Origin of the sequence: Microbacterium forte (genome assembly GCF_031885415.1) — a bacterium.
Taxonomy (GTDB): Bacteria; Actinomycetota; Actinomycetes; order Actinomycetales; family Microbacteriaceae; genus Microbacterium; species Microbacterium forte.
Window position 1 is genome coordinate 2,486,178 of record NZ_CP116871.1, and the last position, 13,713, is coordinate 2,499,890.

Genomic DNA, 13,713 nt, shown 5'->3' on the forward strand with positions numbered 1-13,713 from the left:
CGAGCCAACCAGACACCCGGCTTCGGGTTTTCCCTACTCCGTCGGAGAGCACAGAAGAGGGGCGGATGCCGAAGCACCCGCCCCTCTTCGAATCCGGAGGATCAGTTCGACATGAAGCCGACGAGCAGACCGCCCGTCACCTTCACGGCGACGTTGTAGATGCCGGCCACGACCGCGCCGAGCACCGTGAACACGATGAGGTTCAGGATCGAGACGACAGCGGCGAACGCCATCACCTGCGGCAGACCTGCCACCTCGGAGATGCGCACCGAGTTGTCGGTGATCGCGCCGACGATCTCGTCGGCCTGAGTGAGGAGGCCCGTGGCCTGGAGCACCAGGAAGATCAGGAAGAACGACACCATGGTGACGATCGCGAGTGCGACCGCTCCGAGGAACGAGAGCTTCACGGCCGACCAGAAGTCGACATAGACGAGACGCAGGCGCACCTGCTTGCCACTGGTCTTGCGCGTGGACTTCTTCGCCAGCTTGTCGGCTACTGTGCTCATGCGTCTGCTTCCTCAGGGTTCTCGTTCGTCTCGGGGGCGGTGGACTCGGCGTCCACCTCAGCCTCATCCGATTCGTCTTCCTCGGTGAGGCCCCGCTCGCCGTTGCGGGCGATGGCGAGGATCCGGTCGGCTTCCGTCGTCCGTGCGAACACCACTCCCATGGTGTCTCGGCCCTTGGCGGGCACCTCGGCCACGGCAGAGCGTACCACCTTGCCGCTGGACAGAACCACAAGGACCTCGTCGTCGGCCGAGACCATCAGACCACCCGCGAGAGTGCCCCGATCGTCGTGCAGCTTGGCCACCTTGATGCCGAAACCACCGCGTCCCTGGACGCGATATTCCTCGACGGCCGTGCGCTTCGCGTACCCGCCGTCCGTCACCACGAACACGAACTGACCGGGAGCGGCGACGGATGCCGACAGCAGGCTGTCGCCCTCACGGAACTTCATGCCCTTCACTCCGGCGGTCGCGCGTCCCATCGGTCGCAGCGCATCGTCGGTCGCGCTGAACCTGACCGACATGCCCCGGCGGCTGATGAGCAGGATGTCGTCCTCGGCGTTGACCATGAGCGCCGAGACCAGCTCGTCCTCGTCGTTCAGACGGATCGCGATGACGCCGCCCTGGCGGTTGGTGTCATACGTGTCGAGGCGCGTCTTCTTGACGAGACCGTCGCGCGTCGCGAGCACCAGATAGTCGGCGACCGCGTAGTCGCGGATGTCGAGCACCTGCGCGATGTTCTCGTCGGGCTGCAGTGCGAGCAGGTTCGCGACGTGCGTCCCCTTCGCGTCGCGCCCGGCCTCGGGGACCTCATAGGTCTTCGCGCGGTAGACGCGTCCCTTGTCGGTGAAGAACAGCAGCCAGTGGTGGGTCGTCGTCACGAAGAAGTGCTCGACGATGTCATCCGCCCGCAGCTGCGCGCCCTTGATGCCCTTGCCGCCGCGGTGCTGCGAACGGTAGTTGTCGCTCCGCGTGCGCTTGATGTAGCCGGCGCGGGTGATGGTGACGACCATCTCCTCCTCGGCGATGAGGTCTTCCATCGAGACATCGCCGTCGAAGCCGTGCAGGATGTGCGTGCGGCGGTCGTCGCCGAAGCGCTCGACGATGCCGGTGAGCTCTTCGCGGATGATGTCGCGCTGCAGCATCTCGTCGGCCAGGATCGCCTGGTATTCGGCGATGAGCCGCTCGAGCTCGGCCGCCTCGTCGAGGATCTTCTGCCGTTCGAGAGCCGCGAGGCGACGGAGCTGCATGTCGAGGATGGCCTGCGCCTGGTCGTCGTCGATGTCGAGGAGCTTCTTCAGTCCCTCGCGCGCGTCGTCGACCGTGGCCGACCGACGGATCAGAGCGATGACCTCGTCGAGCGCATCGAGCGCCTTGAGGTAGCCGCGCAGGATGTGCATGCGACGCTCGGCCTTCGCCAGACGGAAGCGCGTGCGACGGACGATCACTTCGAGCTGGTGGGTGATCCAGTAGGTCACGAACCCGTCGATCGCCAGCGTGCGCGGCACGCCGTCGACGATCGCCAGCATGTTCGCGCCGAAGTTCTCCTGCAGCTGCGTGTGCTTGTACAGGTTGTTGAGCACGACCTTCGCGACCGCGTCGCGCTTGAGCACGACGACGAGGCGCTGACCCGTGCGGTCGGACGACTCGTCGCGGATGTCGGCGATGCCGCTGATCTTGCCGTCGCGCACGAGATCGCCGATCTTCACGGCGACGTTGTCGGGGTTGACCTGGTAGGGCAGCTCCGTGATCACGAGGCACGTGCGGCCCTGGATCTCCTCGACGTTGACGACCGCGCGCATCGTGATCGATCCGCGGCCGGTGCGATAGGCCTCGTGGATTCCCTTGGTGCCCAGGATCTGAGCGCCGGTCGGGAAGTCGGGGCCCGGAACGCGCTGGATCAGCCCGTCGAGGAGCTCTTCACGCGGAAGGCCGGGGTTGTCGAGCGCCCAGAGCGCAGCATCCGAGATCTCGCGCAGGTTGTGCGGGGGGATGTTCGTCGCCATGCCGACGGCGATTCCGACCGAGCCGTTGACGAGCAGGTTAGGGAACCGCGCCGGAAGGACCGTCGGCTCCTGGGTCTGGCCGTCGTAGTTGTCCTGGAAGTCGACGGTGTCTTCTTCGATGTCGCGCACCATCTCGAGCGCGAGCGGAGCCATCTTCGTCTCGGTGTATCGAGGAGCGGCGGCTCCCATGTTCCCGGGGGACCCGAAGTTGCCCTGACCCAGCGCGAGCGGGTACCGCAGCGCCCACGGCTGCACGAGACGCACGAGGGCGTCGTAGATCGCCGAGTCACCGTGGGGGTGGTACTGACCCATGACCTCGCCCACGACACGGGCGCACTTCGAGAACGACTTGTCGGGGCGGAACCCGCCGTCGTACATGCCGTAGATCACGCGGCGATGCACAGGCTTCAGACCATCGCGCACGTCGGGCAGGGCACGTCCGACGATGACGGCCATCGCGTAGTCGAGATAGCTGCGCTCCATCTCGAACTTCAGGTCGACCTGGTCGATGTTCCCGTGGTCGTGGGCCGGGGGCTCGGGGCGTACTTCGTCAGTCATGTGTGTTGTCGATTCCGGTCGTTATTCGAGCGAATGCAGGGCGCGGAGCGCCTCAGATGTCGAGGAAGCGGACGTCCTTGGCGTTGCGCTGGATGAAGCTGCGTCGTGATTCGACGTCCTCACCCATCAGCACGCTGAAGATCTCGTCTGCCGCCGCGGCATCCTCGATGGTCACCTGGCGGAGCGTCCGCGTCGTGTGATCCATCGTGGTCTCCCACAGCTCCTTGGCGTTCATCTCGCCGAGACCCTTGTAGCGCTGGATGCCGGCATCCTTCGGGATGCGCTTGCCGTTGTCGAGGCCGAACTTGAGCAGCGCATCGCGCTCTGCGTCGCTGAACACGTACTCGTGCGGCTGGTTCGACCACTTGAGGCGGTACAGCGGCGGCATCGCGAGGTACACGAAGCCTGCCTCGATGAGGCCGCGCATGTAGCGGAACAGCAGCGTGAGCAGCAGCGTCGTGATGTGCTGCCCGTCGACGTCGGCATCCGCCATCAGCACGATCTTGTGATAGCGCGCCTTCTCGATGTCGAAGTCCTCGCCGATGCCCGTGCCGAAGGCCTGGATCATCGCCTGGACCTCGCGGTTGCCCAGCGCCTTGTCGAGGCGAGCGCGCTCGACGTTGAGGATCTTGCCGCGGAGCGCGAGGATCGCCTGCGTGTGCGGGTCACGTCCCTGCACTGCCGAACCGCCGGCCGAGTCACCCTCGACGAGGAAGATCTCGCTGATCGAAGGGTCCTTGCTGGTGCAGTCCTTGAGCTTGTCGGGCATCGCGGCCGACTCGAACACGCTCTTGCGCCGTGCGGTCTCGCGCGCCTTGCGCGCGGCCAGGCGCGCGGTCGCGGCGTCGAGCGCCTTGCGGATGATGTTCTTCGCCTGGGCCGGGTTGCGGTCGAACCAGTCGCCGAGCTGATCGCCCACGACCTTCTGCACGAACGCCTTGGCCTCGGTGTTGCCCAGCTTGGTCTTGGTCTGACCCTCGAACTGGGGCTCGCCCAGTTTGATCGAGATGACGGCGGTCAATCCCTCGCGGACGTCGTCTCCGGAGAGGTTGTCGTCCTTCTCCTTGAGGATGTTGTTCGCACGCGCGTACTTGTTCACCAGCGTGGTGAGCGCGGCGCGGAAGCCCTCTTCGTGGGTTCCACCCTCGTGGGTGTTGATCGTGTTCGCATAGGTGAAGACGTTCTCGGTGTACGACGTGGTCCACTGCATCGCGACCTCGAGCGAGATCTTGCGCGCCGTGTCCTCGGACTCGAACGCGATGATCTCCTCGTTGACGACCTCGGCGTGACGCACCTTGTTCAGGTACTCGACGTAGTCGACGAGTCCGCGCTCGTAGAAGAAGACATCACCGGGCTGCTTCGTGACGGTCACACCGGATTCTTCGACCTCGTAGGCCGAGGACGCGCGCTCATCGAGCAGCTCGATGCGAAGACCCTTGTTGAGGAACGCCATCTGCTGGAAGCGCGTGCGCAGGGTGTCGTAGTCGAAGTCGATCGACTCGGTGAAGATCGAGGCATCCGGCCAGAACGTGATGCTCGTGCCGGTGTCGTCGGTCGCCTCGCCCTTGATGAGCTTCTGCTGCGGCACTCCGCCGTCGGCGAAGCTGTGCCGCCAGACGAAGCCCTTCTGCTTGACCTCGACGTCGAAGCGGGTCGACAGGGCGTTCACGACAGAGGAGCCGACGCCGTGCAGACCACCGGAGACGGCATACGCGCCGCCACCGAACTTGCCACCGGCGTGCAGGATCGTCAGCACGACCTCGACCGTGGACTTCGACGGGTCGGAGGAGTGCGGGTCGACCGGGATTCCGCGGCCGTTGTCGATGACGCGCACGCCGCCGTCTTCGAGCAGCGTCACGTGGATCGTGTCTGCGTAGCCGGCGAGAGCCTCATCGACCGAGTTGTCGACGATCTCGTAGACCAGGTGGTGCAGACCGCGCGGACCCGTGGAACCGATGTACATTCCGGGTCGCTTGCGCACCGCCTCGAGTCCCTCGAGGATCTGGATCGAGTCGGCGCCGTACTCGCCGGGCTGCTTGATCTTGGGGGAGATCGATGTGGACCTCGTCTCCGCTTCCGCGGGAGCCTGGGTCTCTGCGCCCTGTGAGGGGTCAGGGGTTTCCCCGGTGGTCGATTCCGTCTCGTCAGCAGGGAATTCAGGCGTCATCAGAGGGCATTCTCCACATCAATATCACGAACTCCCATTCTAGCGGTCTTTCGACTCAAAATCCCGCTGAACGGCCGTGTGTGGCCCTCTGAGCCTCTTGAACCCCCTGAACGGTGCCCTACCCGTAGGTATCGCGCGGGCCCCGTCCTGGAACGACTCTGGGACCCCATTTCCATGAGGGTACGTCCGGTCCGATGAAGCGGAGGTTCTCGACCCCCGCATCCGGATACCGTCGGCCGATCTCGGTGAGGATGGTTCCGCGCATGTACTGCAGGTTCTTCGCCCAGGCCGTCGAATCGCACTTCACGGTGAGCACTCCGCGTTCGAGCGAGACGGGTTCGGAGTGCTTCGCCGTGTCCGTACCCGCAAGATCGGCCCACTGCCTGACCAGGTCTTCACGGGCAAGAGTCTTCTGCCACCCGGAGTCGCGGCTGAGCTTGTCGAGCACCGCTCCGAGGGGACCGGGGTCACGTCCGGGCGTGAAGGGGGCGTTGTCATCGTCGGTGACGATGCGCCGCTTGCGCTTCCACGTCTTCGAGCTCGGTGCGAGACCGCGCAGACGCAGATACGTCGCGACCGTCTCGGGAGTCTCGGATGCCGGAACGGGTGCGGCGTCACTCATGCGGCACCTCCCTCTCGTCGCTGATGGTTCCGGCCGAGATCCTCACCACATGCGCGTGGAGCACCTCGGGGATATCCTCCTCCACGGCCGCGGTCACGACCACCTGCTCGTACCCTGCCGTCAGCGCGGCGAGGCGCTGACGGCGCTCGGCATCGAGTTCGGCGAACACGTCGTCGAGGATGAGCACGGGGTCGCCGGCGGGGGACTCGCTGCGCAGCAGCTCGGCCGAGGCGAGGCGCAGGGCGAGAGCAACCGACCACGATTCCCCATGCGACGCATAGCCCTTCACGGGCAGCCCGCGAACGCGGAGAACGAGATCGTCGCGATGGGGTCCGGTGAGGGTGAGCCCGCGGTCGAGCTCGTTAGACCGCTTGGCGAGCAGTGCGGCGTGGAACATCTCGGCGATGTCTCCCGAGGTCTCGGCCGGCGCATCGACCCCCTCTTCGGGGTCTGCACCTCGCACCGAGAGCGCCCAGTCGAGCTGGGGACGATGGTCTTCGCCGGCGATCGCCGCATACGCCTCTGCCACCGGGGTCTGGAGGTCGGCCGCCAGACGCTGTCGTGCCGTGATGATCTCTGCTCCGAGGGAGACCAGCTTGTCGTCCCACACATCGAGGGTGCTCAGGCCCTCGCCCTTGATGCCGCGCGCTCGGGCCGACTTGAGAAGGGCGTTGCGCTGCTTGAGTACACGGTCGTAGTCGGCGAGCACCGACGACATGCGAGGAGTGCGCTGTATGAGCAGCTGGTCGACAAAGCGACGCCGAGAAGACGGGTCGCCACGCACGATCTGCAGATCCTCCGGGGCGAACAGCACCACATGGGCATACCGGGGAAGCTCGTTGGTCTTCGACGGCGAGCCGTTGATGCGTGCCTTGTTCGAGCCCTGCTTGTTGAGCTGAACCTCGATCAGCACTTTGCGTTCGCCGTGCGAGAGGCGCGCGCGGATGATCGCGAAATCCTGACCTTCACGCACCATCGGCGCATCCGACGAGACCCTGTGAGAGCCGAGCGTGGCGAGGAAGACGACGGCCTCGGCGAGGTTGGTCTTGCCCTGACCGTTGCGGCCGACCAGGACGTTGGGCCCCTTGTGCAGTGCGAGATCCGCGGTCGCGTAGTTGCGGAAGTCGACCAGGCTCAGGTGTTCCACAATCACGGTGTCAGCCTACCTTCGGGGTCTGACACCGCTGTCGCCGCGCGGAGCGCGCCCGTCGCAGGATCAGCGGAGCAGCAGGTTGGGCTGCAGCAGGTACTTGAACGAGTCGAGTCCGGCCTGATCGACCGAGGTCTGGCTCGTGATCAGCACGGGGCTGAGCTTGTTCGCGTTGTCGCTCGAGGTGAACGTGACGCGCACGAACTCGCTCTTGACCGCTCCGAGTGCCTCGATGAGGTACTGCGGGTTGAGACCGAGAGTGACATCGTCGCCACCGTTCAGGATCGCGTCGACGGACTCCGATGCACGGGCGTGCTCACTGCCCGATGCGTCCATCGTGACGCTGTCGGACGTGAACGTGAAGCGCAGCGGAGCTGCACGATCCAGCACGAGCGACACACGGCGCACCGCTTCGACCAGGTCGGCGGTGTTGACGACCGCGTAGTGCTCGGTCTGCTCGGGGAAGAGACGACGGACAGGCGGGAAGTTGCCCTTGATCAGCAGCGAGGTGACGGTCTTGTTGCCCGCCGTGAAGGCGATGATCTCACGATCGCCGGCTCCGGAGAACGCGATCTGGATCGTCCCGGCGTGACCGAAGGTCTTTCCGACCTCGAGAAGCGTGCGTGCGGGAACCAGTGCGCTCGCCTCGACGGCCTCGCCATCCCACGGCACGTCCCTGAGCGAGACGCGGTAGCGGTCGGTGGCGACCAGGCTGAGCGTGTGCCCGGAGACTTCGAGCTGGACACCGGTGAGCACAGGGGTGACGTCATCGCGTGATGCGGCGAAGCCGACCTGGGCGATCGCCGTTCCGAAGTCGTCGGCGGGAACCACACCGGACGAGCCGGACACCTCGGGGATCGAGGGATATTCCTCGACCGGCATGGCGGCCAGGGTGAATCGTGCGGAGCCGCAGGTGACCGTGATGCTGCCGTCGTCCTCGACGGCGATCTCGATCGGCGCGTTCGGAAGGCGGCTGGCGATGTCGGAGAGCAGTCGACCGTGGACGAGGATCGTGCCGGGAGTGTCGACCGTGGCTTCGATGGTGGTCCGAGCGGATGCTTCGTAGTCGAAAGCGGAGAGAGTCAGTCCGGATCCGTCTGCCTCGATCAGGACTCCGGCGAGGATCGGCTGCGGGTTGCGCTGCGGAAGGAGCTTGACGACGAAGGACACAGCCTCGCTGAAGACATCGCGGTTGACCTGAAACCTCACGGGTGCTCCCTTGTCGTCATTCTGAGACGGTTCGTCATCGGTCCTGCCTGTGCAGGGCTTCCCATGCTAGCCCCACAGTCGGGCGGATCCCTACGAGCGGCGCAAACCTCCGTCCCGTCGGACTTTCCCCACCGTCTGGTGATCGGATCGCCCTTGAATTGAATTAACTCCTTAACGGTGTTAACACCTGTGGATACTGTGGATAACTCGGTGGAAAGCAGACGCGAGTAAGGAACTACACGGTTGTCAGTTGTGGAAACCCTGAGGAATCCGCGGGTGGACACCTTCCCCTCGGTCCGACCGTCTCCCCTAGTTATCCACAGGTTCGGTGGTTTCACACACATCCGTCCCGATCTCGAGGCGAGTCATCCACAAGTTATCCACATGTGCAAACTGGCATCGATCGAGCCGGCCGTATGCCGCTCACACGCACAGAAAGGGGGTCGTAGCGTCCCAACGGAAGCTACGACCCCCTTTTCGAGGTGTCGTGAGGTCAGCGCCGACCGAGCTGCGTGGTGATCTCGGTCACCTGGTTGTAGATCGAACGACGCTCTTTCATGAGCTCACTGATCTTCTTGTAGGCGTACATGACCGTGGTGTGATCTCGGTTGCCGAACAGCTGCCCGATCTTCGGCAGTGACAGGCTCGTGCGCTCCCGACACAGGTACATGGCGATCTGACGCGACGTGGCGATCTGCTGCGACCTGCTCGAGCCATAGAGGTCATCGACGGTCAGCTTGAAGTACTGCGCGGTGGCGGTGATGATGTCGGTCGGCGAGATGATGTTGTCTTCCGCCGTGTCGATGATGTCGCGCAGCACCGTCTGAGCGAGGGAGATGTCGAGAGCCGAGCGGTTCAGGCTGGCGAAGGCCGAGACCCGGATCAGCGCGCCCTCGAGTTCGCGGATGTTCGACGACACCACCGTGGCGATGTACTCGAGTACCTCGTCGGGAATATGAAGGGCTTCGCTCTGCGCCTTCTTGCGCAGGATCGCGATTCTGGTCTCGAGGTCGGGAGCCTGGACGTCGGTGATCAGGCCCCACTCGAACCGGCTGCGCATGCGGTCCTCGAAGCCGGTCAGGTGCTTCGGGGCGACGTCGCTCGTGATCACGACCTGCTTGTTGTGGTCGTGGAGCGTGTTGAAGGTGTGGAAGAAGGCTTCCTGCGTCTCGGCGCGACCCTGGAGGAACTGGATGTCATCGATCAGGAGGATGTCGACATCGCGGTAACGAGCCTGGAAGGCCGCGCCTCGGTTGTTCGCGATCGAGTTGATGAAGTCGTTCGTGAACTCCTCACTCGACACGTACCTGACCTTGACGCCGGCGTAGAGCGACTGGGCGTAGTCTCCGATCGCGTGCAGCAGGTGGGTCTTGCCCAGGCCCGAGTCACCGTAGATGAAGAGCGGGTTGTATGCCTTGGCCGGCGCCTCGGCGACCGCGACTGCTGCGGCATGAGCGAACCTGTTGGACTGGCCGATGACGAAGTTGTCGAAGGTGTACTTGGGGTTGAGGCGTGATTCGTGACGCTGCTGCGTCGGCTGCTCCATCGGAGATTCGACGCGCGTCTGCTCCTGGCGGCCGTAGTCCGCAACGGCGATGGGCGCCGTCGGCTGCTCGGCGAGTTCGTGGTTGACCACCACTCGGTAGGAGGTGACCTCGTCGCCGATGTGTGAGAGAGCCTCCATGATCGGCAGCCGCAGCCGCTTGTTGATCTGCGCCGCGGTGAGATCGTTGGGTACCTCGAGATAGAGCGTCGCCGCCATCACACCGGCGGGAACCGCGAGGCTGAGGAATCCCTGGAGCTGAGGGGTGACTCGGTCATCCGCTTCGAGGAGCTCCTGCACCGTGGTCCAGATCGGAACGTCGGGCTGGGCAGGTGATGACATGACGCTCCGTGCTGAGGGGCGACGGGCCGTCGGGATGACGCGGCTCGCCTGTGGATAACTTCGGATGCCACGGTAGTCACCACGGCTGTGAACGGCAACCTGCCCTGAGAAATCCGCGCGCGTGTTGCGCATACGTGCACGCGGCAGGTTGTGGATAATAGCTGTGCGGATCCTGTCTGGGTCCGTGACGAAGCGCGCAGATTTGCTCTGTGGGCCGCCAGGACGTACCCTTAATCGGTTGACTTATGCCTGAATGGCAGATCCCTATGTCTCCGGTCAAAATGATCCCGGTGGCAGCATTCCCGGAGTGATTTCATGAGCAAGCGCACCTTCCAGCCCAACAACCGTCGTCGCGCCAAGAAGCACGGCTTCCGTCTTCGCATGCGCACGCGCGCCGGTCGTTCGATCCTCTCGGCCCGTCGCGCGAAGGGCCGCACCGAGCTCTCCGCGTAAACCGCTGTGCTCGCCCGCCCGTTTCGTGTGACCCGCGGGAGCGACTATCGCCTGGTCGTTCGACGCGGATCCCGTTGTGGCGGAGCCAAAGTCGTCACATCGATGCTGACGACGGGCAAGAGCAGAGCCGCGAGGTTCGGATTCATCATCAGCAAGCAGGTGGGCACCGCTGTGGTGCGCAACACCGTGCGTCGGCGACTCAAAGCCGTGTGTGCGGATGCGCTGTCGCGGGTCCCCGAGGGCACGGATGTCGTCATCCGTGCCCTTCCTGCATCCGCGACAGCCACCTACGCAGAGCTGAGCGCCGATGTGAATCGCTGCCTCGACCGCCTCGGGCAGGGTCGAGCATGACCGCCCTTCCGGCATCTTCGATCGGCAGCGCTCATCTGCAGACCGGGGACGTGCTGCGCAGCATCCCGCTGATTCCGAGGAATCTCGTTCTGGGGTTCCTCACCGGGTATCGCAAGGTGATCTCCCCCATGTACGGAGATGTCTGCGCCTATTACCCATCCTGTTCCGCTTACGCTGTAGGTGCGGTGCAACAGCACGGCGCGGTGAAGGGAGCGATGCTCTCGGCATGGCGCATCCTTCGTTGCAATCCCTGGAGCCACGGCGGCGTCGACGACGTCCGTCCGCACCAACACTTCCGTTATGACCTGACCGCTCGCGGTTTCGTCGTCCCTGCCCGAAAGGATTGATCGGTGGGTCTTGACCTTCTGCTCGCCAGCGCAACACCGTCGCCGGAGCCTGCCTCCGGCGGCTTCGATCTGATCGGAACCATTCTCTGGCCCCTCAAGTGGGTCGTCGAGCTCGTCCTCGTCGCCTGGCACTGGCTTCTGACCGCCGTCGGTCTGCCGGCAGCATCCGGTCTGACCTGGGTGCTCTCGATCGTCGGCCTCGTGATCGTGGTGCGCGCTGCCCTGATCCCGCTCTTCGTGAAGCAGATCAAGAGCCAGCGAAAGATGATGGAAATCGCTCCTGAACTGCGAAAAGTTCAGGAGAAGTACCGGGGCAAGAAGGATCAGCTGTCTCGTGAGGCGATGAGCCGCGAGACCATGGGCCTCTATAAGAAGCACGGCACGACGCCGATGTCGAGCTGTCTGCCGCTCCTCGTGCAGATGCCGATCTTCTTCTCTCTGTTCAGTGTGCTGAGCGATGTCTCGAAGCACCACAATCAGGGTGTCGGCGGCGTGGGCCTGCTGAATGCAGAGCTCACCGAGCAGTTCTACAACGCGGAGCTCTTCGGGGTCGCGTCTCTTCACGAGACGCTCGGCAACGCAGTGGACGCCGGCAACACCACCGCGATCATCATCCTGGTCACGCTCGTCGTGCTCATGATCGCGTCGCAGTTCTTCACGCAGCTGCAGATCATCTCGAAGAACCTGTCGCCCGAGGCCAAGACCGGCCAGGCGTACCAGATGCAGAAGATCATGCTCTACGTGCTGCCGCTCGGCTTCATCTTCTCGGGCATCTTCTTCCCGCTCGGCGTCGTCGTGTACTGGTTCATCTCGAACCTGTGGACCATGGGTCAGCAGTTCCTGGTCATCCGCGAGATGCCGACTCCCGGTTCTGAAGCCGCGAAGGCGCGTGAAGAGCGACTCGCCCGCAAGGGCAAGGCGATCGATTCCTCGGGCAAGGTCGTTCCCATGGCCGCCTACGAAGCAGAGCAGCAGCGGCTGCTCGAAGAGGCGGAGCGCGCCAAGGCGCAGACTCCGAAGCGCCAGCAGCCCGTGGGCAAGAAGCGTGCCAAGAAGAAGGGGAGCGGTTCGTGACCGACAACATGACCGAGACCGTGGAGCCCACGGTCGCCGAGCTCGAGAACGAGGGCGACGTCGCCGCTGACTACCTCGAAGAGCTGCTCGACATCGCTGACATCGACGGTGACCTCAACCTCGATGTCCGCCAGGGCCGCGCCTACGTGTCGGTCGAGGCTGAGGGAGATGGACTTGCTCTGCTGTCGGCTCCCGACACGGTGCAGGCTCTTCAGGAACTGACCCGCCTGGCTGTTCAGAACAAGACCGGTTCGTTCTCGCGACTGATCCTCGATGTCGGCGGGTCTCGCGACGCACGCCGTCGCCAGCTCGAGACGCTGGTGAATGCGGCGGCCGCGAAGCTCGATGATGGAGCGACTCAGGCATCGTTGCCCGCGATGTCCAGCTATGAGCGCAAGCTTGTGCACGATATTGCCGCTGATCAGGGACTTGTTTCCGAGTCGTACGGCGAGGGTGCCGACCGCCACACGGTTCTGCGGCGTCGTTGACGTTTCACGTGGAACATCTGAGCGGGATGCTGTCGTGAGTGATGTCGATGTCGAGGTCGAGCCCTCCGTCGCGCCCGAGCTTTTCGGAGACCGGATCGAGCTGGCACGCCGGTTCGCAGCAGCCCTGACTGAGCATGGGGAAGAGAGGGGTCTGATCGGCCCCCTCGAGCTTCCGCGTCTGTGGACCAGGCACATTCTGAACAGCGTCATCGCTGCTCCTCTGTTCCACGGATCGGTTGCGGATATCGGCTCCGGTGCGGGACTGCCTGGAATCGTGCTCGCGATCGCCCGCCCTGACGTGGAGTGGACGCTCATCGAACCGATGGAGCGTCGCACCACGTGGCTGAACGAGCAGGTGGCGGAGTTGAGCCTGGACAACGTCGAGGTCGTGCGCGCACGTGCTGAGGACGTGCCTCGTCCGGCGGGGTTCGATGTCGTCACCGCGCGCGCGGTCAGCGCGCTCAAGACGCTCATCCCGATCACCGCTCCTCTCGTTCGTGATGGGGGAGAGCTCCTGCTGCTCAAGGGGATGAACGCCGACAACGAGATCGAAGCGGCGCAGAAGCAGATCAAGAAGTTCCGCCTCTCAGACGTCCGTGTCGAAGTCCTCGGAGAGGGAGTCCTCGCTGAGAGCACCCGCGTCGTTCGGGCTCGGGTTCGGTAGACAAAGCCGCGCACTGCAGCTCCTAAGGGATCTTGGCCAGACGCGCCGGGAATCGTCGGAATACAGGGTCCGCCTTTTCGGACGTGGCACCCACTCCAGTGCTGAGTGGTCCGGCTGAGATGGACGGTTCGGATCTACGCGCGGGGGCGTTTGACCCCCACGTCCCTGTCGGCGGGCGATAGGTCTACGACAACTCCTGCGGTTCTGACGTTCTCGGTGAAGTCTTCTCTGGTGGC

12 protein-coding genes and 1 pseudogene are annotated in these 13,713 nt (G+C 64.3%); 6 read left to right on the plus strand and 7 right to left on the minus strand.

The window, feature by feature from the left end; genetic code table 11:
* Window positions 1–101: 101 nt before the first annotated feature.
* From OB895_RS11990 to dnaA, 7 genes and pseudogenes are all read right to left on the minus strand, one after another.
* Window positions 102–506, minus strand: coding sequence for a DUF3566 domain-containing protein (locus tag OB895_RS11990; RefSeq protein WP_042541050.1), 405 nt, complete (start codon window positions 504–506; stop codon window positions 102–104).
* On the minus strand, window positions 503–3,067 hold the full coding sequence (gene gyrA, locus OB895_RS11995; protein ID WP_042541052.1) for a DNA gyrase subunit A: 2,565 nt from the start codon (window positions 3,065–3,067) through the stop codon (window positions 503–505). Before gyrA ends, OB895_RS11990 begins: the two co-directional genes overlap by 4 nt.
* Window positions 3,068–3,119: 52 nt before the next feature.
* Window positions 3,120–5,234, minus strand: coding sequence for a DNA topoisomerase (ATP-hydrolyzing) subunit B (gene gyrB / locus OB895_RS12000; RefSeq protein WP_311877810.1), 2,115 nt, complete (start codon window positions 5,232–5,234; stop codon window positions 3,120–3,122).
* A gap of 118 nt (window positions 5,235–5,352) precedes the next feature.
* The gene (locus OB895_RS12005; protein WP_042541559.1) at window positions 5,353–5,856 is read right to left on the minus strand and encodes a DciA family protein; all 504 of its coding nucleotides are present in this window, start codon (window positions 5,854–5,856) and stop codon (window positions 5,353–5,355) included.
* Window positions 5,849–7,009, minus strand: a complete 1,161-nt coding sequence (recF, locus tag OB895_RS12010) for a DNA replication/repair protein RecF (protein WP_042541558.1) — start codon at window positions 7,007–7,009, stop codon at window positions 5,849–5,851. Before recF ends, OB895_RS12005 begins: the two co-directional genes overlap by 8 nt.
* A 63-nt stretch (window positions 7,010–7,072) precedes the next feature.
* The gene (gene dnaN / locus OB895_RS12015) at window positions 7,073–8,215 is read right to left on the minus strand and encodes a DNA polymerase III subunit beta (RefSeq protein WP_042541557.1); all 1,143 of its coding nucleotides are present in this window, start codon (window positions 8,213–8,215) and stop codon (window positions 7,073–7,075) included.
* Between the two features lie 493 nt (window positions 8,216–8,708).
* A pseudogene (dnaA, locus tag OB895_RS12020) lies at window positions 8,709–10,037 on the minus strand (chromosomal replication initiator protein DnaA); the annotation flags it as partial.
* A gap of 378 nt (window positions 10,038–10,415) precedes the next feature.
* Between dnaA and rpmH the strand changes: the two are divergent.
* From rpmH to rsmG, 6 genes are read left to right on the plus strand one after another with little or no spacing between them, the layout of a single operon-like run.
* Complete coding sequence (gene rpmH / locus OB895_RS12025; protein WP_042541555.1) at window positions 10,416–10,553, plus strand: 50S ribosomal protein L34; 138 nt, start codon at window positions 10,416–10,418, stop codon at window positions 10,551–10,553.
* A gap of 27 nt (window positions 10,554–10,580) precedes the next feature.
* Window positions 10,581–10,904, plus strand: coding sequence for a ribonuclease P protein component (gene rnpA, locus OB895_RS12030; RefSeq protein ID WP_376708813.1), 324 nt, complete (start codon window positions 10,581–10,583; stop codon window positions 10,902–10,904).
* Window positions 10,901–11,251, plus strand: a complete 351-nt coding sequence (yidD, locus tag OB895_RS12035; protein ID WP_042541553.1) for a membrane protein insertion efficiency factor YidD — start codon at window positions 10,901–10,903, stop codon at window positions 11,249–11,251. Before rnpA ends, yidD begins: the two co-directional genes overlap by 4 nt.
* Before the next feature lie 3 nt (window positions 11,252–11,254).
* A complete protein-coding gene (gene yidC, locus OB895_RS12040) occupies window positions 11,255–12,325 on the plus strand; it encodes a membrane protein insertase YidC (protein ID WP_042541552.1) in 1,071 nt (356 codons plus the stop codon).
* An 8-nt stretch (window positions 12,326–12,333) separates the two neighbouring features.
* Entirely contained in the window at window positions 12,334–12,813 is a 480-nt protein-coding gene (locus OB895_RS12045; protein ID WP_153302332.1) for a Jag family protein, read from the plus strand.
* Between the two features lie 34 nt (window positions 12,814–12,847).
* The gene (gene rsmG / locus OB895_RS12050) at window positions 12,848–13,477 is read left to right on the plus strand and encodes a 16S rRNA (guanine(527)-N(7))-methyltransferase RsmG (protein WP_311877818.1); all 630 of its coding nucleotides are present in this window, start codon (window positions 12,848–12,850) and stop codon (window positions 13,475–13,477) included.
* The last annotated feature ends 236 nt before the right edge of the window (window positions 13,478–13,713 follow it).

Bases quoted from the DNA above. Each gene is read 5' to 3' on its own strand.
- OB895_RS12005 (WP_042541559.1), bottom strand. From the start codon at position 5,856: ATGAGTGACGCCGCACCCGTTCCGGCATCCGAGACTCCCGAGACGGTC.
- gyrA (WP_042541052.1), bottom strand. From the start codon at position 3,067: ATGACTGACGAAGTACGCCCCGAGCCCCCGGCCCACGACCACGGGAAC.
- gyrB (WP_311877810.1), bottom strand. From the start codon at position 5,234: ATGACGCCTGAATTCCCTGCTGACGAGACGGAATCGACCACCGGGGAA.
- yidD (WP_042541553.1), top strand. From the start codon at position 10,901: ATGACCGCCCTTCCGGCATCTTCGATCGGCAGCGCTCATCTGCAGACC.
- rpmH (WP_042541555.1), top strand. From the start codon at position 10,416: ATGAGCAAGCGCACCTTCCAGCCCAACAACCGTCGTCGCGCCAAGAAG.
- OB895_RS11990 (WP_042541050.1), bottom strand. From the start codon at position 506: ATGAGCACAGTAGCCGACAAGCTGGCGAAGAAGTCCACGCGCAAGACC.
- OB895_RS12045 (WP_153302332.1), top strand. From the start codon at position 12,334: ATGACCGAGACCGTGGAGCCCACGGTCGCCGAGCTCGAGAACGAGGGC.